Annotated in this window: 15 protein-coding genes; 5 read left to right on the top strand and 10 right to left on the bottom strand. The window is 73.1% G+C overall.

Annotated features, from left to right (window positions below; translation table 11 throughout):
- Positions 1–4: 4 nt before the first annotated feature.
- The 6 genes from ACIWVC_RS25170 to ACIWVC_RS25145 form a co-directional block, all read right to left on the bottom strand.
- A complete protein-coding gene (locus ACIWVC_RS25170; protein WP_396449718.1) occupies positions 5–1,870 on the bottom strand; it encodes an acyl-CoA dehydrogenase family protein in 1,866 nt (621 codons plus the stop codon).
- A gap of 77 nt (positions 1,871–1,947) precedes the next feature.
- Positions 1,948–2,445 (bottom strand): nuclear transport factor 2 family protein, encoded by a 498-nt coding sequence (locus ACIWVC_RS25165; RefSeq protein WP_396449717.1) that lies wholly within the window; start codon positions 2,443–2,445, stop codon positions 1,948–1,950.
- Positions 2,446–2,471: 26 nt separating this feature from the next.
- Positions 2,472–3,419 (bottom strand): SGNH/GDSL hydrolase family protein, encoded by a 948-nt coding sequence (locus tag ACIWVC_RS25160; RefSeq protein ID WP_396449716.1) that lies wholly within the window; start codon positions 3,417–3,419, stop codon positions 2,472–2,474.
- A gap of 39 nt (positions 3,420–3,458) precedes the next feature.
- Positions 3,459–4,052: an SGNH/GDSL hydrolase family protein gene (locus ACIWVC_RS25155; protein ID WP_396449738.1), complete on the bottom strand. Its 594-nt coding sequence runs from the start codon at positions 4,050–4,052 to the stop codon at positions 3,459–3,461.
- 29 nt (positions 4,053–4,081) lie between these two features.
- Positions 4,082–4,339 (bottom strand): acyl carrier protein, encoded by a 258-nt coding sequence (locus ACIWVC_RS25150; RefSeq protein WP_396449715.1) that lies wholly within the window; start codon positions 4,337–4,339, stop codon positions 4,082–4,084.
- A gap of 474 nt (positions 4,340–4,813) precedes the next feature.
- Positions 4,814–5,866 (bottom strand): sulfotransferase family protein, encoded by a 1,053-nt coding sequence (locus tag ACIWVC_RS25145; protein ID WP_396449714.1) that lies wholly within the window; start codon positions 5,864–5,866, stop codon positions 4,814–4,816.
- A gap of 585 nt (positions 5,867–6,451) precedes the next feature.
- Here ACIWVC_RS25145 and ACIWVC_RS25140 point away from each other — a divergent pair.
- From ACIWVC_RS25140 to ACIWVC_RS25130, 3 genes are all read left to right on the top strand, one after another.
- Positions 6,452–7,096 carry a hypothetical protein gene (locus ACIWVC_RS25140; protein WP_396449713.1) on the top strand — a complete coding sequence of 215 codons (645 nt, stop codon included), beginning with the start codon at positions 6,452–6,454 and terminating at the stop codon, positions 7,094–7,096.
- A gap of 51 nt (positions 7,097–7,147) precedes the next feature.
- Positions 7,148–9,166: an SPFH domain-containing protein gene (locus ACIWVC_RS25135; RefSeq protein WP_396449712.1), complete on the top strand. Its 2,019-nt coding sequence runs from the start codon at positions 7,148–7,150 to the stop codon at positions 9,164–9,166.
- A gap of 144 nt (positions 9,167–9,310) precedes the next feature.
- On the top strand, positions 9,311–14,188 hold the full coding sequence (locus ACIWVC_RS25130; RefSeq protein ID WP_396449737.1) for a DNA repair ATPase: 4,878 nt from the start codon (positions 9,311–9,313) through the stop codon (positions 14,186–14,188).
- Positions 14,189–14,193: 5 nt separating this feature from the next.
- Here the strand turns inward: ACIWVC_RS25130 and hypE are convergent, their stop codons facing one another.
- Genes hypE through ACIWVC_RS25110 form a run of 4 tightly spaced genes read right to left on the bottom strand, consistent with a single transcriptional unit; the run spans position 14,194 to position 16,620 of the window.
- On the bottom strand, positions 14,194–15,261 hold the full coding sequence (gene hypE / locus ACIWVC_RS25125) for a hydrogenase expression/formation protein HypE (RefSeq protein WP_396449711.1): 1,068 nt from the start codon (positions 15,259–15,261) through the stop codon (positions 14,194–14,196).
- A 14-nt stretch (positions 15,262–15,275) separates the two neighbouring features.
- The gene (locus ACIWVC_RS25120) at positions 15,276–15,770 is read right to left on the bottom strand and encodes a DUF892 family protein (RefSeq protein WP_396449710.1); all 495 of its coding nucleotides are present in this window, start codon (positions 15,768–15,770) and stop codon (positions 15,276–15,278) included.
- Between the two features lie 22 nt (positions 15,771–15,792).
- A complete protein-coding gene (locus tag ACIWVC_RS25115) occupies positions 15,793–15,915 on the bottom strand; it encodes a hypothetical protein (RefSeq protein WP_396454645.1) in 123 nt (40 codons plus the stop codon).
- A 33-nt stretch (positions 15,916–15,948) separates the two neighbouring features.
- Complete coding sequence (locus tag ACIWVC_RS25110) at positions 15,949–16,620, bottom strand: DUF6084 family protein (protein ID WP_396454644.1); 672 nt, start codon at positions 16,618–16,620, stop codon at positions 15,949–15,951.
- A 180-nt stretch (positions 16,621–16,800) separates the two neighbouring features.
- Between ACIWVC_RS25110 and ACIWVC_RS25105 the strand changes: the two genes are divergently transcribed.
- Together ACIWVC_RS25105 and ACIWVC_RS25100 are read left to right on the top strand one after the other, a co-directional pair.
- Positions 16,801–17,139 (top strand): hydrogenase maturation nickel metallochaperone HypA, encoded by a 339-nt coding sequence (locus ACIWVC_RS25105; RefSeq protein ID WP_396449707.1) that lies wholly within the window; start codon positions 16,801–16,803, stop codon positions 17,137–17,139.
- Positions 17,140–17,208: 69 nt separating this feature from the next.
- Positions 17,209–18,246, top strand: coding sequence for an aldo/keto reductase (locus ACIWVC_RS25100; RefSeq protein ID WP_396449706.1), 1,038 nt, complete (start codon positions 17,209–17,211; stop codon positions 18,244–18,246).
- Positions 18,247–18,527: the final 281 nt, after the last annotated feature.

Here is an 18,527-nt window from a genome sequence, read left to right as displayed (position 1 = left end):
GGTATCACTCGTCCTCGGCCAGGGAGAGCAGGGAGAACCAGCGCCGCTCGTCGACGTTGCGGAACATCGCGTCCTCCAGCGAGGGGAGGAACTCCTCCGACAGGGCGGCGTCGGGCTGGGCGCGCTGGAGCAGGCGCTGCAGGCACAGCGCGAGCCATTGGCCGTCGGCGAACGGGCCGCCGAACGCCTGCCGGTTGTGCAGCCACGTCAGCATGCACGAGACCATCGCGTGCAGCTCGCAGTAGCGCTTGGCGCGGGCGAGCGCGGCCACCGAGGAGACGTCGTCCGCGGCGGCCCGGATGCCCTCGTCCACCTTGGCGCGCAGTCCGCCGATGCTGGACATGAGGTCCTTCAGCTCGGCGGCGACGCCGGGCGCGGCGTGCGCGTTCGCGGCCTCCAGCACCTGCTCGGCGATCTGCTCGAACCGCTGCCCGACCTCGTCGCGCCCCTCGTTGGTGAGCTGCAGCAGCCGGCCGTCCGGCTCCCACGCGGGCGGGGTCCGCGTCCAGCAGAACAGGTCGGCGAGCAGCTCGTCCTCGCCGCCGGTCTCCTCGGGCGGGTCGATCAGGTACGGGAGCTGCCCGGCGACGTTGGCCAGGTTCACGTGCGTGGTGCCCTCGAAGATGCTGGCGATGGCGTGGTCGCGCTGCAGCTTCTGGAACACCCCGTGCGCGACGCCCTCGCGCAGGTAGCCGCGCGCCGCGAGGACGGTCCCGATGCTCGCCACGACCTCCTCCCCCAGCACGGGGACGAAGTACTTGGCGATCGACGACCACAGGCTGAGCCGCCCGGGCGCGACCGTCAGGCAGCGCGTCACCGGGATCGCGACGCACTCGGCGATCAGCAGGTCCAGGTGCGCCTTGAGCAGATGGTCGCGGATGACGGGGATCTTGTAGATGTCCGACCCGTACAGGGTCCGCTGCCGCGCGTACTGCATCCCGATCCGCACCACCGCGTCGATCGTCCCGACCGACAGCGCCGCGATCGCGGTCCGGGTGATCTGCAGGGTCTTCAGCGTCTGGACGAGCCCGGAGCCGCGCCGCCCGATCACCCGCTCGGCCGGGACGCGCGCCCCGGAGAACGCCACCCCGGACAGGTCGTGGCCGCGCAGCCCGACCGTCCGCACGGGCGGCAGCGTCGACCAGGCCGCCGGGTCCAGCTCCCGCTTGTCGACCAGGATCAGGGAGAAGTCGCGCGGGCCGGTCCTGGCATAGGTGGTCACGAACCGCCCGCGGGTGGCGTTGCCGACCGGCCACTTCACGCCCGTCAGCACCAGCTCGTCGCCCTGCAGGTCGGCCTCGGACTCCGAGGCCATCACGTCGCTGCCGTGGTCGGCCTCCGACACGCCGAAGCAGGCCAGGTCCCCGCGCAGCACGCCGTCGGCGACCGTCCTGCGCTGCCACGCGTCGCCCCACAGCCACACCGGGTTCACCGCCAGCAGGCCCGACCCGTACATCACCGCCACCGTGACGCTGCGGCGGGAGATGCCGCGCGTCACGAAGAACAGCTCCTCCAGCGTCGTCAGCCGGCCGCCCAGCGGGACCGGGACGAGGTACTTCGGGAAACCCCACGCCCGGACGGCGTCCACCGCGCCCGGCGGAAGCTCGTCGCGCTCCTCGGCCTCCACGATCGCCCTGTAGGAGAACGGCCCGGCCTCGTCGTCCATCGGGTCGCCGAGATACCCGTCCAGATCGGCCGCGATCCGGTGCGCCGGCGACAGTCCCGCGACCGGGCGCCGCGCGCGCGGCGGCCCCGCCGGAGGCTCGCCCGGCGGCGCGCCCGCCGGCGCCGGGCCCGCGGTCGCGGGGTCCGCGAGCGCCGGGGCCGCGAACGCGGGGTTCACGGGGTGTGCGGGGACCTTACTGTCCATCTTTCTTTCCACTCCCTTTATCCCTGGGGCGGCTCCCGGAGCCGCGCTGTCCTGCCACGCACTGCGGTCTCGCGCCCCTATGACCGCGTCGTGCCGGACGGGCCCCCCGCCCCCTCCGCTCCCCCCGAGTCGTCTCTTCCGTCGTCCGCGCCGTCGTCGGCGCGCTTGCCGGCCTTTCCCGCGGCCTCCTCCATCCGCCGCCCGACGGCCCGCGCGAGCGTCATCGCCGCGGGCAGCGGGCGGACCATCACCGTCAGGCCCGTGACCAGGCCCGTGGCGCCGAAGCTGAGCAGGTCCAGCCCCTGGACGTCCTTGCCCAGCACCCGCGCGTCGAAGATCAGCGCCTGGGTGGGCGGCCCGGCGCCGTTCGGGGCGCGGCTCACCAGCTCGTCGGTGTAGCGGAACTCCTCGAACACCTCGAACAGCACCGCGAGCAGCGAGGTCACCGTGTCGCGGCCGATATAGGGCTTCACCATCACCGGGCTGCGGAACTCGATGCCCGGGTCGAGGACGCGGGTGACGGCGGCGAGGTCCTTGGCCTCCACCGCCGAACGGAACGTTCCGGGAACCGTCATCCGAGCTGCTCCCTTCGCTTGCCGTGTCAGTTCTTCCGTGGCGGGGCGGTGCCGGCGGGGGGCGTGCTCGTGCGCTCGCCGGCCGGCGGGCCGGGAGCGGTCCGGGCGGCGGCGGACACGGTGCTGGACCGGGTGCCGGACGGGGCGCCGGGCGGGAGGCTGCGCGGGGCGCCGGACGGGGCCGCGGGCTCGGCGGCGGGCTCGGCGGCGCGGAGGCCGGCGGACGGGGCGGCGGCGCGGGCGAGGTCCCGGGCCCAGGCCCGGTAGCCGGCGGGCGACGGGTGGAAGCCGTCGGCGGCGAACAGCGCGCGGTCGCGCGCCATCGCCTCGTCCATGGGAGCGTGGACGGCCCCGCCCGCCCGGACCGCCTCCGCCATGATCCGGTCCATGGTCCGCGCGCGGGCGCCGAGCACGTACCGCAGCGGCCGCGGGATCGCGGGGAACCGGTGCACCGGCGGCATGCCCGCTACCAGCACGGCCGCCTCCGCGTACCGGGCGCGCAGGACGCCGACCAGCTCGGCGACGTCGGCCGCCCAGCGGCGCAGCGGGCGCCGCCGGATCAGGTCGTTGATCCCCACGGTGACGACCACGAGGTCCGGCGCGGAGCCGCCGGGGGGCGGGACGAGGCCGCCGGTGATCCGGCGGGCCGTCGCGCCGTTCTCACCGGAGACCGACCACGCCACGCTGCGCCGCAGGCGCTCGCCCAGCGCCTCGGCGAGGAAGCCCGGCAGCGCCTCGGCGTGCCGGGACGCCCCGACGCCGACCGCGGTGGACTCCCCGATCACGACGACGCGGAACGCGGGCCGGCCGGCGCCGGGGTTCGCGCCCTGCACGAAGCCGTGCTCGTCCCCGCCGGCGGGGTCGAGCCGCGGTGTCCGGCGCACCGTCCACCACGCCTGGACGGCCAGCACGGGAGCCAGCGGGATCAGCATCATCGACTGGGACGCGCGCGCGAACGAGAATGGTCTTTTCATATGTTTTCCACACTGCCGGTCCGGCCCCCGAGGCCAAGCTCAGCCCACCCGCTCGCCGAGCAGGCTGCCCGCTATCTCCGCGATCACCTCCGCCACATATGCGTGCCCGCGCGGGTTGAGGTGGATTCCGTCGGAACTCCACATCGCGGGGTCAGCGACTTTCGCGACCGTCTCCCGTTCCGGGAATGCCATTCCGAAGTCGCGGGAGACCCGGTCGAGCTCCTCGTTGAAGTCATGAATGCGCTGGACGGTCCGTTTCTTGCGGAACTGCGACATCGGGGTGAGGTCCAGCAGCGGCGGCCGGGGCACCGGGATCGCCAGCACCACGGCGCCGGTGCCGCGGGCCCAGCCGAACAGCTCGTCCAGCCGCGCCGCCGCGGCGGCGCGCTCGAAGCCGCGCAGCGCGTCGTTCATGCCGCAGCCGAGCACCACGAGCGCCGGCCGCAGATGCCGGACGGCCGGCAGCTGGTCGCGGACCACGTCCTCGATCGTCGCACCCGGGTCGGAGGCGTTCAGCATCGATTCACGGGGAAAGCCCAGGTGGTCGGCTATCCGGCCGGCCCAGCCGAGCCACCCGCCGGCGGGGTCCGGGTCGTCCTGCCCCTCGGCCACGCTGTCGCCGAGCACCACCATCAAGGGCCCTTCCCCGGGCCGGCCGCCCATCACGCGACGAGTTCGAGCAGGTAGTCGGTGAGCGCGGTCACCGTCTCGCGGCGCCGGGCCTCGGCCACGTCGACCTCGACCTGGAGGTGGTCCTCGATGTCGCTGATGATGCTGATCGCGTAGACGGAGTCCACCCCGTAGCGGGCGAGTTCGACGGATGGATCGATGTTTTCCGGGGGTCTGTCGAGGTAGAAGGCGATCCTGTCAAGAAGCCACGATTGCAGCTCGGCGTGGGAAATAGTTTCCGATGTGGTCACCGCACTCCTCCTTATGTCAGAGGATCGTCGAATCAATCGCGATAGCTACCGGGTGACGAGCAACACGCAAGATACAACCAAAAGCAGGATGTGTCTCAGGTCGGCATGGTGAACGATCGGACACGGCCATGTCTCTGTTCCGTAAATTAAGTCAGCACGCCGGTAAAAACGGTACTCGGGTTACCGGCCGGTAACCCCGCCGTTAAGGGGCCCAGGCCACCATGATCGGAAAACGCTGTCCCCGTCCGCCCCAGCGGTCCGGTTCTCCCCCGCGCGGTGCACTACGGCACGCCACCTGCGCGGTTCCCCAGCAGGCTCGCGGCGGCGCGCGGCGCGCACGGCGCGGCGCACCGGGCACGTTCCATGAGAATTTCGGACAACCGCCCAGACTCGTCCCACGCGGGCCGGTCGCGGGCTCCTTGCCCTGGGGACAGACTCACCTGTCCCCGTCGCATCAGTCCTCAGACCCTCGGGTCAGCGCACCGGTCCGGTCAGCCGGGACGCGACGGGGTTGGGCTCCCGCGCCTGCGCGAGCCGGTCCAGTGCCGCCTGCGTGTGCCGCCACCGCCAGCGGTGCGCGGCCAGCCGGTGGAACTTCGCGAGCTGCGCGGCGGCGGGGCGCGCGGCGCCGGCCAGCTCGTAGCCGTGGTGGCGCAGCCGGCCGGCGAGGACGTGCTCGACCAGGTCCGCCTCCCCCGCCTCCATGCGCTCGCGCCACGCGCCGACGTTGCGGGTGTTGGGCGCCTCGTGGGTGCGCAGATGCCACCTGCGCTCGGACGGCACCGTCCGCCGGGCGTGCCGGTACGCCTCGGTCATGGCGGGGTCGTACTCCTCGCCGAGGAACGCGCACAGCTTCGCCAGCTCCTCCTCCGGCTCGGCGACGAGGTCCTCGTAGCGGAACTCGTAGAAGGTGTCCGGGCCGAGGCGGGCGGCGAGGCGGCGGCCGGTGTCCACCGCCTCCCGCCAGGTCAGCGCGGCGGCGTGGAGGTCCCCCTCGAACCACGGCATGCGCATCAGCGAGCTGACCGCGTCCCGGCCGTCCCGGACGAGGTGGACGAACTGCGCATCCGGGAACATCCGCTGGAGCATCGGCACCCGCCGGAAGTAGCTCGGCCGCTTGTCGCCCCACCGCGGCTTGCCGTGCGCCCGCGCGTAGCGGCGGAAGACGGCCGCCAGCGCCGACCCGAGCGTCGGCGGCCCGTGCACGATCTCCTCGACCACCTCGGCGGCGTCCAGGCCGAGGACGGCGAACTTGGTGTCCTTCCCGCCGGTGATCCATTCCGCGAGCGCCCGCCGGTTCTCCTCCCGCTCCAGGTCGCCGAACTCGTGCCGCCGCTCGTAGGCCACGTGCACGAACCGCGTCTCGGACGGGAACGCGATGCGCCGGTGCGAGTGCAGCATCTGCTGGAGCAGCGTCGTCCCGGAGCGCGGGCACCCGAGGACGAAGATCGGCCGGCAGGTCTCCGCCGGCGCGGCGGGCGGGGTCGTGCCGGGCGACGCGCCGGGCGGAGTGGCGGGCGGGGTCATGGCGGGCGACGGTAGCGGCCGCTCCTGAACGCGACCTCCAGCGAACCTCAACGCAAGCTGAACGTCCCCCGGCGGCCGCCCGGAGATCACCGCTTTCGCGGTGAATGGCGAGGTCAACGCCCCATATGGAGTGATCCGCCGCTTTAAGACTTCCCTTCGGGCGAGAAATAAGCTAAAGTAACTACCGGTGTGCCGGGAAGACTGGTCGGCGAGACAGGATTCGTCTCCGATCAGGAGGGCATTGGATGACCCCCCGGCACTTTTTCATTGCGCCGGCGCCGCCGCGCCGAACCCGCCCCCAGGACGCCAGGCCGTACGACCTGAGCCACGTCGCCTGGGCGCACGCGTTCCCAGATAGCTGAGCACGGCCCTCTTCCCCGCCCGGCGCGAGCCGTTCCCGCTCGCCCGGCGGAGCCTCCCCGCGCAGCGAGGCCTCCTCGCTGGAATCCATTCTCAACACCGGGACGCCGTTTCGGCCGCCCGGACGGTCAATGACGCCTCGATGCGGGAGCGTGCATTTCCATGGGCGAATTCCTCGATGCCGCATTCGGTTTTCCCACCGCTCTTTTCAGCTTCTCTCTCCTGGTGGTCGCCGGGTACTGGGCGCTCGTCCTGCTCGGCGGCCTCGGCGTCGACTTCCTCGGCGCCGGCACCGATGCCGACGCGGGGGCCGGTGCCGGCGCCGGGGACGCGCACGGCGGCGACGCGGACGGCGGGGACGGGTTCCTCGCCGAGCGGCTCGCCGTGCTCGGCCTCGGGGGCGTGCCCGCCACCGTCGTCCTGTCCCTGCTGATCGCGGTCGCGTGGTTCGTGAGCCTCGCGGTCGCGGCCTCCGGCGGCGTCCTGCGCTTCCTGGCCCTGCCCGCGGCACTGGCCGCGGCGTGGCTCGTGACGCGGGCGGCGGTGCTGCCGCTGCGCCGCGTCTTCCAGGACCAGGTCGCGGCGTCGCTGCGCGACTTCGTCGGGCTGCCGTGCGTCATCCGCACCGGGCGGGTGGGCACGGACTTCGGCCAGGCGGAGGTCACCGCGCCCGACGGCTCGTCCGCGATCATCCAGGTCCGGCTGACCGCGGCGGACGTCCCCGCGGCCGGCGCGGCGCCGGACGGCACGGGCCTGACCGCCGGCAGCACCGCCCTCATCTTCGACTTCGATCCGAACGGCCAGTTCTTCTGGGTCATGCCGCACGACGCGGCGTCCGGCCTGGCCGGCGGGCCCCGCCCGGTCCGCTGACCGGCCCGCCCGACCCCCGCTTCCTCGTTCCCCCAGCCGACAGGGAGTCCCATGGACACCATCACGATAGGAGCCGGCGTGCTCCTCGCGCTCGCCCTGCTCATCGCCCTCGGCCTCGTGCTGATGGTGACGCGCCTGTTCCGCAAGGTCGACCAGGGCCGCGCGCTGATCATCTCCAAGCTCAAGAAGGTCGACGTCACCTTCACCGGCGCGATCGTCCTGCCGGTCCTGCACCGGGCCGAGCTGATGGACATCTCGGTCAAGACGATCGAGATCGAGCGGACCGGCCGGGACGGGCTGATCTGCAAGGACAACATCCGCGCCGATATCCGCATCACGTTCTTCGTCCGCGTCAACAAGACCGTCGAGGACGTCATCAAGGTCGCGCAGGCCATCGGCACCGAGCGCGCCAGCAACCAGGAGACGCTGCAGGAGCTGTTCGCGGCGAAGTTCTCCGAGGCGCTGAAGACCGTCGGCAAGCACCTCGACTTCGCCGACCTCTACACCCGCCGCAACGAGTTCCGCGACCACATCATCCAGGTCATCGGCACGGACCTGAACGGCTACAGCCTGGAGGACGCGGCGATCGACTACCTGGAGCAGACGCCGCTGCTGTCGCTCGACAAGTCCAACATCCTGGACGCGCAGGGCATCCGCAAGATCACCGAGCTGACCGCGATCGAGCACGTCCGCACCAACGAGTACACCCGCCACGAGGAGAAGGAGATCACCCGCCAGAACGTGGAGGCGCGGGAGGCCATCCTGGAGCTGGAGCGCCGCCAGGCCGACGCGGAGATCCGCCAGGAGCGCGAGATCGAGACCGTCCGGGCCCGCGAGGAGGCGGAGATCGAGCGGGTCAAGGCCGAGGAGCGGCTGCGCGCGCAGACCGCGCACATCCGCACCGACGAGCAGCTCGGCGTGCAGCACGAGAACAAGGACCGCGAGGTCTCCGTCGCCGCGAAGAACAAGGAGCGCGTCCTCGCGATCGAGAGCGAGCGCATCGAGAAGGACCGCCTCCTCGAAGTGATCGCCCGGGAGCGGGAGACCGAGCTGACCCGGATCGCCGCCGACAAGGAGGTCGAGGCCGAGAAGCGGGAGATCGCGAACGTCGTCCGCGAGCGGATCGCGGTCGAGCGGACGGTGGCCGAGCAGGAGGAGGCCATCAAGCGGCTCCGCACGGTCGAGGAGGCCGAGCGCGCCCGCCAGTCGGTGATCATCCACGCGGAGGCGGAGGCGCAGGAGAACCTGGTCAAGGGCATCAAGGCCGCCGAGGCGGCCGAGGCCGCCGCGCAGCACCGCGCCCGCGAGGAGCTGACGATGGCGGAGGCGCGCCGGCAGGCCGCCGAGCTGGACGCCGAGGCCAAGGCCCGGCTCGCGGAGGGGCTGCGCGCCGAGACCGCCGCGCCCGGCCTCGCCGAGGTCGAGGTCCGCGAGCGCAGCGCCGAGGCCATCGAGCGGGTCGGCCACGCCGAGGCGCAGGCCGCGCAGGAGATGGCGCTGGCGGAGGCCGCCCGGATCCGGGAGAGCCTGCGCGCCGAGGCGGAGGGCCTGCACGAGAAGGCCGGGGCCATGGCGGCGCTGGACGAGGCGTCCCGCCAGCACGAGGAGTACCGGCTGCGGCTGGAGGCGGAGAAGGACGTCCGGCTCGCCGGCCTCGAAGCGCAGCGGCAGGTGGCCGAGGCGCAGGCGACCGTCCTCGCGGCGGGCCTGGAGAAGGCCGACATCGACATCGTCGGCGGCGATTCCGCCTTCTTCGACCGCGTGGTCGGCTCGATCTCGCTCGGCAAGGCGGTGGACGGCTTCGTGCGGCACTCCGAGGTCGCGCAGTCGCTCGCGGGCCCGTGGCTGGACGGCACGTCGTCCTTCCCGGCGGACCTGTCCCGGGTGCTCGGCTCGATCGACACCGGCGGCGTCCGGGACCTGACCCTCTCGGCGCTGCTGCTGCGGCTGATCAAGTCGGGCGGCCCGGAGGCGGCCGGCCTCCAGGACCTGCTGGACGCCGCGCGCCGCCTCGGCGTCGCCGACGCGCCGCTGTCGGAGGTCAACGGAACCGCGGTGGCCGCCGGCTGATCAAAGAGACCTGCGGCGGGTCGTCGCGCCCGGGGGCCGACGGACCGGCGGCCCGCCGCAGCCGCCCGTGGGGGGTTCGCAGCATGAGGGAGATCGGAGAGACGGGTGACTGACGACGTCCGGGTGGGCACGGGCGGGGCCGTACTGGACCGCGGGACGGAGGCGGACCGGGAGGCGGCGCACGAGCAGGCGGCGGCGCTGGACCACGGGACCTACGAGGTGCTGCGCGCGCGGCTCGCCGGGCACGCCGGCGAGCTGGCGCGGCGCGCGGAGGCGCTGAACGCGCGGCGGCTGGAGGTGTTCGGCGGCGCGGAGACGCGGCTGGCCGGCACCGAGCGGATCCGGACCGCGCACAACTGCGTGCCCCGCGACGTGGTCGCGCTCGGCGACGTGATGCTGTTCGGCTACAACGTCTTCCTCGGGCTGAAGCCGGAGACCGCGGTCGGCGACGTCTTCTCGCTGCACCGCTTCACCCGGGGCGAGGACGGCGTCGCGTTCACCCCGGTCGGGCCGGAGGCGGTGCCGGGGCTGCTCGACGACCCGCGGTTCCTGCGCGACTTCGCCGACATGTACCGGTACTACCGGCAGGCGCGGCTGCTGCAGCTGCGGCTGGTGGACGGCCGGCTGCTCGCGGTCTTCCAGACCGGCCCGCGGCTGTCGGACCTGCGCGTCCTGCGCTGGCGGACGGCGCCGGACGGCCGCGTCGCCTACGAGGACAACCAGGGCGAGCGCGACCACGCGTTCCCGCCCGCGCACGACGTCGACTGGGTCGAGACCACGCGGGACGACCACGTCCTCGGCCGGCACCCGCACATCTCGATCGAGGGCGAGGTGTTCGTCGAGACGATCGGCGGCACCCTCACCGTGAAGATCGAGGACAACACCGGCACCGGCGAGGGCATCTACTCCGAGCCGGTCGACGAGCCCCTGCAGTCGCTCGCGGACGCCGACGTCCTGCACGCGCGGGTCGGGGCGCTGATCCTGCTGCGGATCCGGCCCTACAACGAGTCCGCGTGGCGGCACCTGGTGTTCAACGTCCGCACCAAGGAGGTCACCCGGCTCGACGGCATCGAGCAGGCGTGCCGGCGGCTGCCCGACGACCACGGGATCATCTTCCCGGGCGGCTACTACCTGGACACCGGCGCCGCGAAGACGTTCGACACCGACGCGACCGGGCTGGAGTACGAGCGGGTCGTCCGGTCCCCCAACGGCGAGGACGTCCTCTACGTCTTCCACTCGCGGGAGGACGGGCGGTCGCTGCTGCTGCCGTACAACGTGATCCGCAAGCGGGTCGCGACGCCGATCACGTGCCACGGGTACTCGCTGTTCGAGGACGGGACGCTCGTCGTGATGCGGGCGTTCTCCGACGAACCGACCCGCGTCCACCCCATGCAGATCTGGACGACCCCGTACGTCTCGGACGCGCACGCCGCCGCCCAGCCGGTCGGCACCGGGCCGCTGGAGCGCGTCGGGAACCCCGACCTGGTCCGCGGCATCTCCGAATGCCTGTCGATCACCCGGATGGTGGACGAGATGTCCCCGTCCACCCGGGTGTTCGAGGCGCTGATCTCGTCGTGCACGCGGGCCGCGGACCTGTACCACTGGCTCGCCGAGGAGGAGCTCGGCGACCTCGCCGCGCCGCTGGCTGACGTCCGCGCGACCGCCGGGCAGGTGCTGGACGAGTACGAGAAGGTCAGGGCGCTCACGGACCGGGCGGCCTCCGCCGTCGCCGAGGCCGCCGAGCACATCGCCGCGCTGGTCCGCCGGGCGCGGACCGAGGCGCCGTCGACCGCCGACGGCTGGATCTCGGCGCTGGCCGGGTTCCGCCGCGCCCAGGGCCGCCTGGAGACGCTGCGCGACCTGCGCTACGTCGACGCGTCCCGGATCGACGAGCTGTCCGAGGCCGTCCAGGCGGAGCTGCGGGACGCGGGCGCCGGCGCGGTCGAGTTCCTCCAGCGGGAGGAGGCGTTCACCGGCTACCACGCCGAGGTCGACCGGCTCACCGAGGCGGCCCGCGCCATCGGGACGGCCGCGGAGGCCGCGCCCCTGGCCGACCTCCTCGACGCGCAGCACGAGGGCCTGGAGGTCGTCACCGAGGTCGTCGGCGACCTGGACGTCACCGACGCGACCGCGCGGACCGCGATCCTGGAGCGGGTCGGCGAGGTGCTCGGCGGCCTCAACCGGGCCCGCGCCGTCCTCGACGGCCGCCGCCGCGAGCTGCTCGCCCGCGAGGGCCGCGCCGCGTTCGCCGCCGAGCTGGCGCTGCTCGACCAGTCGATCGCCGGCGCCCTCGCCACCGCCGGCACGCCCGAGGCCTGCGACGAGCAGCTCGGCCGCCTCCTGCTGCGCCTGGAGACGCTGCAGGCCCGCTTCGCCGAGCTGGACGAGTTCCTCGCCGAGCTGGAGACGAAGCGGACCGAGGTCTACGAGGCGTTCTCGTCCCGCAAGCAGACGCTGCTGGACGAGCGCGCCCGCCGCACCGACCGGCTCACCGAGTCGGCCGAGCGCATCCTGTCCGGCGTCCGCCGCCGCGCCGCGGCCCTGGCGTCCCCGGACGAGGTCAACACCTACTTCGCGACCGACGCGATGGTGGCCCGGCTCCGCTCGATCGCCGACGAGCTGCGCGGGCTGGACGACGACGTCCGCGCCGAGGAGCTGGACGGCCGCGTCAAGGCGGCCCGCCAGGAGGCGGGGCGCGCGCTGCGCGACCGCCTCGACCTGTACGGGGACGGCGGCGGGACGATCCGGCTGGGCCGGCACCGGTTCGCGGTCAACACGCGCCCGATCGAGCTGACCCTCGTCCCGCACCGCGGCTCCGTCGCCTTCGCGATCACCGGCACCGACTACCGTGCCCCCGTCCGGGACGAGGGGTTCGCGGCGACCCGCGACCTGTGGGGCCAGACCCTCGTCTCGGAGACCCCGGAGACCTACCGGGCCGAGTACCTGGCGGCGTCGATCCTCGCGTCCGCGCCCCTCGGCGAGCTGCGGCGGGCCGCCGCCGAGGGCCGGCTGCCCGGGCTGGTCCGGGACGCCGCCGCCGACCGCTACGACGAGGGCTACGAGCGCGGCGTCCACGACCACGACGCGGCCCGCATCCTGGAGGCGCTGCTGCGCCTGCGCACCGAAGCGGGCCTGCTGCGGTACCCGGGGCCGGCCCGCGCCGCCGCACAGCTCTTCTGGACGCACGGCGCCGACGAGGCCGGACGCACCATGTGGACGGCCCGCGCCCGCTCCCTCGTCCGCGCCCGCGAGGCGTTCGGGCGGGCCGAGGCCCTGACCGGCCTGACCGCCGAGCTGGCCGCGTCCATCACCGCCTTCGCCGCGGCGAACGACCTGCCCGCCCCCGACCCGCTCACCGCCGAGTACCTGGTGGAGGAACTGGCCGCCGCGCCCGAGGGCTTCGTGACGAGCCAGGGCGCCCGCACCCTCCTGAAGGGCTTCGCCCAGGCGCTCGGGGACACCCCGCTCGACGCGGACCTGCGCGACGCGGGGTCCCTCGCCGCCCGCCACCAGCTCGCGGAGGCATGGCTCAGCTCCTACCTGGGGACGGGCGCGGACGGCGACCCGGCCGACGTCCTCGAGGCCGTGGCGATGCTCCTCTGCGCGTCGGCCCGCTACGACTCGCCCGCCGCGCTCACCGCGACGATCGAGAACCTGCTCGGCGACCACCCGCGCATCGCCGACCGGCGCCTCGATCTCCGCCTGGACGAGGTCCTCGCCCGCACCCACCGGTTCCGGACGGAGCGCGTGCCCGCCTTCCGCGCCTACCAGAAGGCCCGCAACGAGCTGATCGCGTCCGAGGAGAAGCGCCTCGGGCTGGCCGGGCTCAAGCCCCGCACGATGAGCGCGTTCGTGCGGAACCGCCTCGTGGACGAGGTCTACCTGCCGCTCGTCGGGGACAACCTCGCGAAGCAGCTGGGCGCCGCCGGCGACGGCAAGCGCACCGACCAGATGGGGCTGCTCCTGCTCATCTCGCCGCCCGGCTACGGCAAGACGACGCTCATGGAGTACGTCGCCGACCGCCTCGGCCTGGCGTTCGTCAGGGTGGACGGCCCGGCCCTGGGCCACGACGTGACGTCCCTGGACCCGGCCCAGGCGCCCAACGCGACGGCGGCCCGCGAGGTCGAGAAGATCAACCTCGCCCTCGAAATGGGGAACAACGTCCTGCTGTACGTGGACGACATCCAGCACACCTCACCGGAGTTCCTGCAGAAGTTCATCCCGCTCTGCGACGCCCAGCGCCGCATCGAAGGGGCGACCCGCACCTACGACCTGCGCGGCAAGCGCTTCGCCGTCTGCATGGCCGGCAACCCGTACACCGAGTCGGGGCAGCGCTTCCAGATCCCGGACATGCTCGCCAACCGCGCGGACGTGTGGAACCTGGGCGACGTCCTGTCCGGCAAGGACGACCTGTTCGCGCTCAGCTACATCGAGAACGCCCTGACCTCGAACCCCGTCCTGGCGCCCCTGACGGCGCGCGACGGCGACGACGTCGAGCTGCTCGTGCGGCTGGCCTCCGGCGACGAGACCGTCCGCCCCGACCGCCTGTCGCACCCCTACTCCCAGGCCGAGCTGGACGAGATCCTGTCCGTCCTCGGAAAGCTGCTCCACGTCCAGGAGGTCGTCCTGACGGTCAACCGCGCCTACATCGCCTCCGCCGCCCAGGACGACGCGTCCCGCACCGAGCCGCCGTTCCGGCTCCAGGGCTCCTACCGCGACATGAACAAGATCGCCGAACGCATCCTCCCGGTGATGAACGCGGCCGAGCTGGAGGCGGTGATCGACGACCACTACCGGGCCGAGTCGCAGACCCTCACGTCCGGCGCCGAGGCCAACCTGCTCAAGCTGTCCGAACTCCGGGGAACGCTGACGCCGCCCGAGGCCGAACGCTGGGCGGAGGTCAAGGCGGCCTACCGGCGCTCCCAGACCCTCGCCGGCAGCACCGAGGACCCGTCGGTGGGCGCCCTGCTGCACCTGGCGGACAGGCTCGCGGCCATCGAGACCGCCCTCCGCGCCCGCTGACTCCGTCAGCAGATCCGCGGGAGGGGGTCGCCCACCAGGAGGTCCACGATGCGGGTGCCGCCGAACGCGGTCTTCAGCAGGACGGTGGCGGGCGGGTCGTCGTGCACGCGGCCGATCACCTCGGCGTCCGCGCCCAGGGGATGGGCCCGCAGCGCGGCGAGCGCCGCGTCGGTGGCTTCGGGCGAGACCACCACCACGGCCCGGCCCTCGCACGCGACGTACAGCGGGTCGATGCCGAGGAGCTCGCAGGCGCCCCTGACCGCGGGCCGCACCGGGACCGCCGCCTCGTCCACCACGACGGCCAGGCCCGCGTCGGCCGCCAGCTCGTTGAGGACGGTCGCGACACCGCCCCGGGTGGCGTCGCGCATCCGGCGGACGGCGCCCGGGCAGCGGGAGGCGAGGTCGGCGAGCAGGCAGTTCAGCGGCGCGGTGTCCGAGGCGAGGTCCGCTTCGAGGTCGAGCTCGCCGCGCGCCAGCATGATCGTGACGCCGTGCTCGCCGATCGGGCCCGTCACCAGGACGGCGTCGCCGGGACGGAGCTCGCCCGCGGGCGGGGCGCCGACGACGCCCACGCCGGACGTGTTGATGTAGCAGCCGTCGGCCTTCCCGCGCTGCACGACCTTGGTGTCGCCCGTGGCGATGTCCACGCCGGCCGCCTCCGCCGCGGCGCGCATCGACTCGGTGATGCGCCGCAGCGAGGAGATCGGGAAGCCCTCTTCGAGGATGAAGCCCGCGGACAGGTGCAGCGGGGTCGCGCCCGAGACGGCCAGGTCGTTGACGGTGCCGTTGACCGCCAGGTCGCCGATGTCGCCGCCGGGGAAGAACAGCGGGGACACCACGTAGGAGTCGGTGGTGAAGGCCAGGTCGGCGCCGTTGACGGCGAAGCGGGCCGAGTCGTCGAGGCGGTCCAGGAGCGGGTTGCCGAACGCCTCCTGGAAGACCGCCTCGACCAGCGTGCGGGTGGCCTTGCCGCCGGACCCGTGCGCCAGGGTGACGGCGTCCTCCCGGAGCCGCGCCCTGCGGCCGCGGGCCCGCGCGATGCGTTCGAGGACCTGCTCCTCGCGGATGGTCATGAGAGTCTCCTGCCTCAGTCCCGGACGCCGTGCTGCCGGAGCGACAGTTCCACGGCCAGGTCCCAGCGGTTCGACAGCTCCTCCGCCAGCGCGTGCGCGTCGTCGCACATGGCCGTCGCGACCCGGGCCGTCTCCGGGTCCCCGGCGCGGTCGGCGACGCGGCGCAGCATCTCGGCCGCCGCGATCTGCAGGTGGGCGGCGACGTAGGCGTCGCGCATGTGGCGGCCGACCGGGTCGCGGCGGCTGCGCCCCAGGCCGGCCTCCAGCACGGCGGCGAACATCTGCCCCGCGTCGCGGACGATGGACGGGGCCGAGCCGTGCGCCCGCAGCCGCGCCTCGATCTCCCGCGTGTGCCGCCGCGTCCGCTCGGAGTAGCGGCCGAGCCGCCGGCAGACGTCCGGCTCGGCCGCCACCGTGGTGAGCAGCTCGCTCAGCGTCGCCTCGACGTGCTGCTGCAGGGCGTGCGTGTCCTTCAGGTAGCCGACGAGGTGCCGCTCGATGGTCGCCATGGCCCGGGTGCACGGTCTCCGGTCAGGACATGCGCCGCCGGCGCATCCCCGGCACCGCCATGGCGAGCGCGACGAGCGCGAACAGTGCGAACAGCGTGATCGCCGACCGGGCGGCACCCCTGCCCGTGCGGATTCCCTTCCTCATGCCAATTCCTCCTTAGTGAGTTCTTCGACCGCGCTACACGGTCCGTTCTTCCTCTTCGCGCTCCAGCTCGGCCTTCCGCAGCAGCTCGTCGACGGTGTCGTCGAACGAGGAGTGGGCGCGGCGCGCCCGGTAGGCGGCCAGCCGGCCGAAGCACGCGTCGTCCAGGCGGAGCCAGCGGGAGGCGCCGTGGCACGCCTCCACGAGGTCCCGCCACGCCTGCACGGGGAGGACCCCCGTCGTCTCGGCGTGCCACGGGATCTGCCGCGTGCGGGACGCCCCGTCCTCGCCCGGGTAGAACACCGTGCCGTCGAAGGCGAGGTCGAGCGGGACGTCGCCGCCGTCGAGGGCGTGCAGGTACCGGTCGGCCTCGGTGTGCATGTCGTGCCCGCACGGCAGCGACAGCGTCGCCTCCGTCCGGCCGCGGAAGGTCGGCACCGTCGCGCCGACGCGCGCCCACGGCAGGGCCTGCAGCGTCCTGTCCCAGGTGTCGGGCGTGCCGAACACGCCGGTGAGCCGCTCGCGTTCGGCGTCGTCGTAGTCGCGGCGCGCCGCCGCGATCGTCACGGCGGCGGTGAGCAGCACGCACTGGACGGGCCCGCCGTCCAGCCGCCGCAGCCGGGTCCGCAGGTTCAGCGCGGGCGGCGCCGCGACCGTTCCCGCCTCGATCCCGAGCAGGTCGATGCCGAGTTCCGGCGCAGCGGTCATCTCTCCCCCAATGATCATTACGAATTCGGACTGCCCGGCGGGATGGGACCGAAACCCTGTCCGGAAATCGGCGGACCAGCGTTCCCGGATTTGGTAAACGGAAGGTTTACGGAGGAGCATCGGGGGCACCGGACAGGCGCCTGAGCTACGGAAACGCGCCGGCGAGCGGACGGAGGACGCGTGCACGAACTGGCCGTCACAGAAAGCCTCATAGCGGCAATTTGCAGTCAAATGCCCGACTCTCAGGTCGCGGTCGTCCACCTCGAAATAGGGAAGCTTTCCGGAGTCATGCCGGACGCGGTACGAATCTGCTTCGCCTCCGCCGGAGAGGGGACGTGCGTGGCCGGGGCCCGGCTCGACATCACCGAGCCCGAGGGCGTGGCCGACTGCGGCAGCTGCGGGACCTCCTTCCCGGCGCGCGAACCGCTCGCCGTGTGCCCGTGCGGCAGCGCGGACGTGACGGTCAGCGGCGGCACCGACCTGACGATCAGGGCGGTGGAGATCACCGACGACCCGTGACGGGCTTGACCTGGAGCGCGCTCCAGCTCCTAGCGTTCTGCGCGTTCACCTGAGCTAGGGAGCGCATACATGCAGTACCGCAAGCTCGGCCGCACCGGTGTCGAGGTCAGCACCCAGACCCTCGGCGCCATGATGTTCGGCTTCGTCGGCAACCCCGATCATGACGAATGCGTCCGCATGGTCCACCGGGCCCTGGACGCCGGGATCAACTTCATCGACACCGCCGACATGTACTCCGCGGGGGAGAGCGAGGAGGTCGTCGGCAAGGCCATCAAGGGCCGCCGGGACGAGGTCGTCCTCGCGACCAAGTTCTTCTTCCAGCTGGGCGAGGAGCGCAACAGGCGCGGCGGGTCGCGCCGCTACATCGTCCGCGCCGTGGAGGACAGCCTCCGGCGCCTGGACACCGACCACATCGACCTGTACCAGATGCACCGCCCCGACTGGGACACCGACCTGGAGGAGACCCTCGACGCCCTCACCGACCTCGTCCGCCAGGGCAAGGTCCTCTACGTGGGTTCGTCGTCCTTCCCCGCCGACCAGATCGTGGAGGCGCAGTGGGCGGCCGAGCGCCGCGGCGGCGTCCGCTTCGTCTGCGAGCAGCCGCAGTACTCGATCTTCGCGCGGTCGATCGAGCGGGAGATGCTGCCCGCCGCGCAGCGCCACGGCATGGGCGTGATCCCGTGGAGCCCGCTCGCCGGCGGCTGGCTGACCGGCAAGTACCGGCGCGACGAGCAGCCGCCGGCCGGCTCGCGGTTCGCGCCCTCGGACAACCCCGCGTGGCGGCAGCGGACCGTCGACGTGGACCCGAGCGCCCCGGCGCGATACGACGCCGTCGAGCGGCTCTCGAAGATCGCCGAGGAGGCCGGGCTGCCGCTGACGCACATGGCGCTCGCCTTCGTCGGCGAGCACCCGGCCATCACCTCGACGATCATCGGCCCCAAGACGATGGCCCAGCTGGACGACCTGCTGGCAGCCGCCGACCTCCGCCTCGACGCCGCCGTCCTGGACGCGATCGACGAGGTCGTCCCCCCGGGCACGGACATGCCCGGCATCGACCACCGCACGGGAAACCCGTCCCTGCTCCCCCAAAACCGCCGCCGCCCCTAACCCAACCCACCCGGACATGCCCGCAGAAAATGCTCCAAGCGGGCATGCCCGGCACAAGGCACAACGCCCCCCGCGAGCGCGCCTACACACCCACAACCCACCACAACAAAGTCGCAAGGATCGCCTACGTCGCCAACGGCAATTCCAGGGGGGCGCCCCCTGAACCAACACAGCCGTCTCTTGGACGAGCACACTTCAAACCCTCTTGGACCAGACCCGAGCCGGCACGCAGACCGAAGCGGCGGCCGCGGGCAGGCACGCGGAGGGCGCTCTAGCGCCCG

The organism is Actinomadura sp. (assembly GCF_044508335.1).
Lineage (GTDB): Bacteria > Actinomycetota > Actinomycetes > Streptosporangiales > Streptosporangiaceae > Spirillospora.
The sequence above is the reverse complement of the archived record's forward strand: the minus strand, read 5'-3'. Positions and strand labels throughout refer to the sequence as shown.

Excerpts from the sequence above, each read along its gene's own strand:
- ACIWVC_RS25170 (WP_396449718.1), bottom strand. The coding sequence starts at position 1,870 with ATGGACAGTAAGGTCCCCGCACACCCCGTGAACCCCGCGTTCGCGGCC.
- ACIWVC_RS25165 (WP_396449717.1), bottom strand. The coding sequence starts at position 2,445 with ATGACGGTTCCCGGAACGTTCCGTTCGGCGGTGGAGGCCAAGGACCTC.
- ACIWVC_RS25160 (WP_396449716.1), bottom strand. The coding sequence starts at position 3,419 with ATGAAAAGACCATTCTCGTTCGCGCGCGCGTCCCAGTCGATGATGCTG.
- ACIWVC_RS25155 (WP_396449738.1), bottom strand. The coding sequence starts at position 4,052 with ATGGTGGTGCTCGGCGACAGCGTGGCCGAGGGGCAGGACGACCCGGAC.
- ACIWVC_RS25145 (WP_396449714.1), bottom strand. The coding sequence starts at position 5,866 with ATGACCCCGCCCGCCACTCCGCCCGGCGCGTCGCCCGGCACGACCCCG.
- ACIWVC_RS25135 (WP_396449712.1), top strand. The coding sequence starts at position 7,148 with ATGGACACCATCACGATAGGAGCCGGCGTGCTCCTCGCGCTCGCCCTG.
- hypE (WP_396449711.1), bottom strand. The coding sequence starts at position 15,261 with ATGACCATCCGCGAGGAGCAGGTCCTCGAACGCATCGCGCGGGCCCGC.
- ACIWVC_RS25120 (WP_396449710.1), bottom strand. The coding sequence starts at position 15,770 with ATGGCGACCATCGAGCGGCACCTCGTCGGCTACCTGAAGGACACGCAC.
- ACIWVC_RS25115 (WP_396454645.1), bottom strand. The coding sequence starts at position 15,915 with ATGAGGAAGGGAATCCGCACGGGCAGGGGTGCCGCCCGGTCGGCGATC.
- ACIWVC_RS25110 (WP_396454644.1), bottom strand. The coding sequence starts at position 16,620 with ATGACCGCTGCGCCGGAACTCGGCATCGACCTGCTCGGGATCGAGGCG.
- ACIWVC_RS25100 (WP_396449706.1), top strand. The coding sequence starts at position 17,209 with ATGCAGTACCGCAAGCTCGGCCGCACCGGTGTCGAGGTCAGCACCCAG.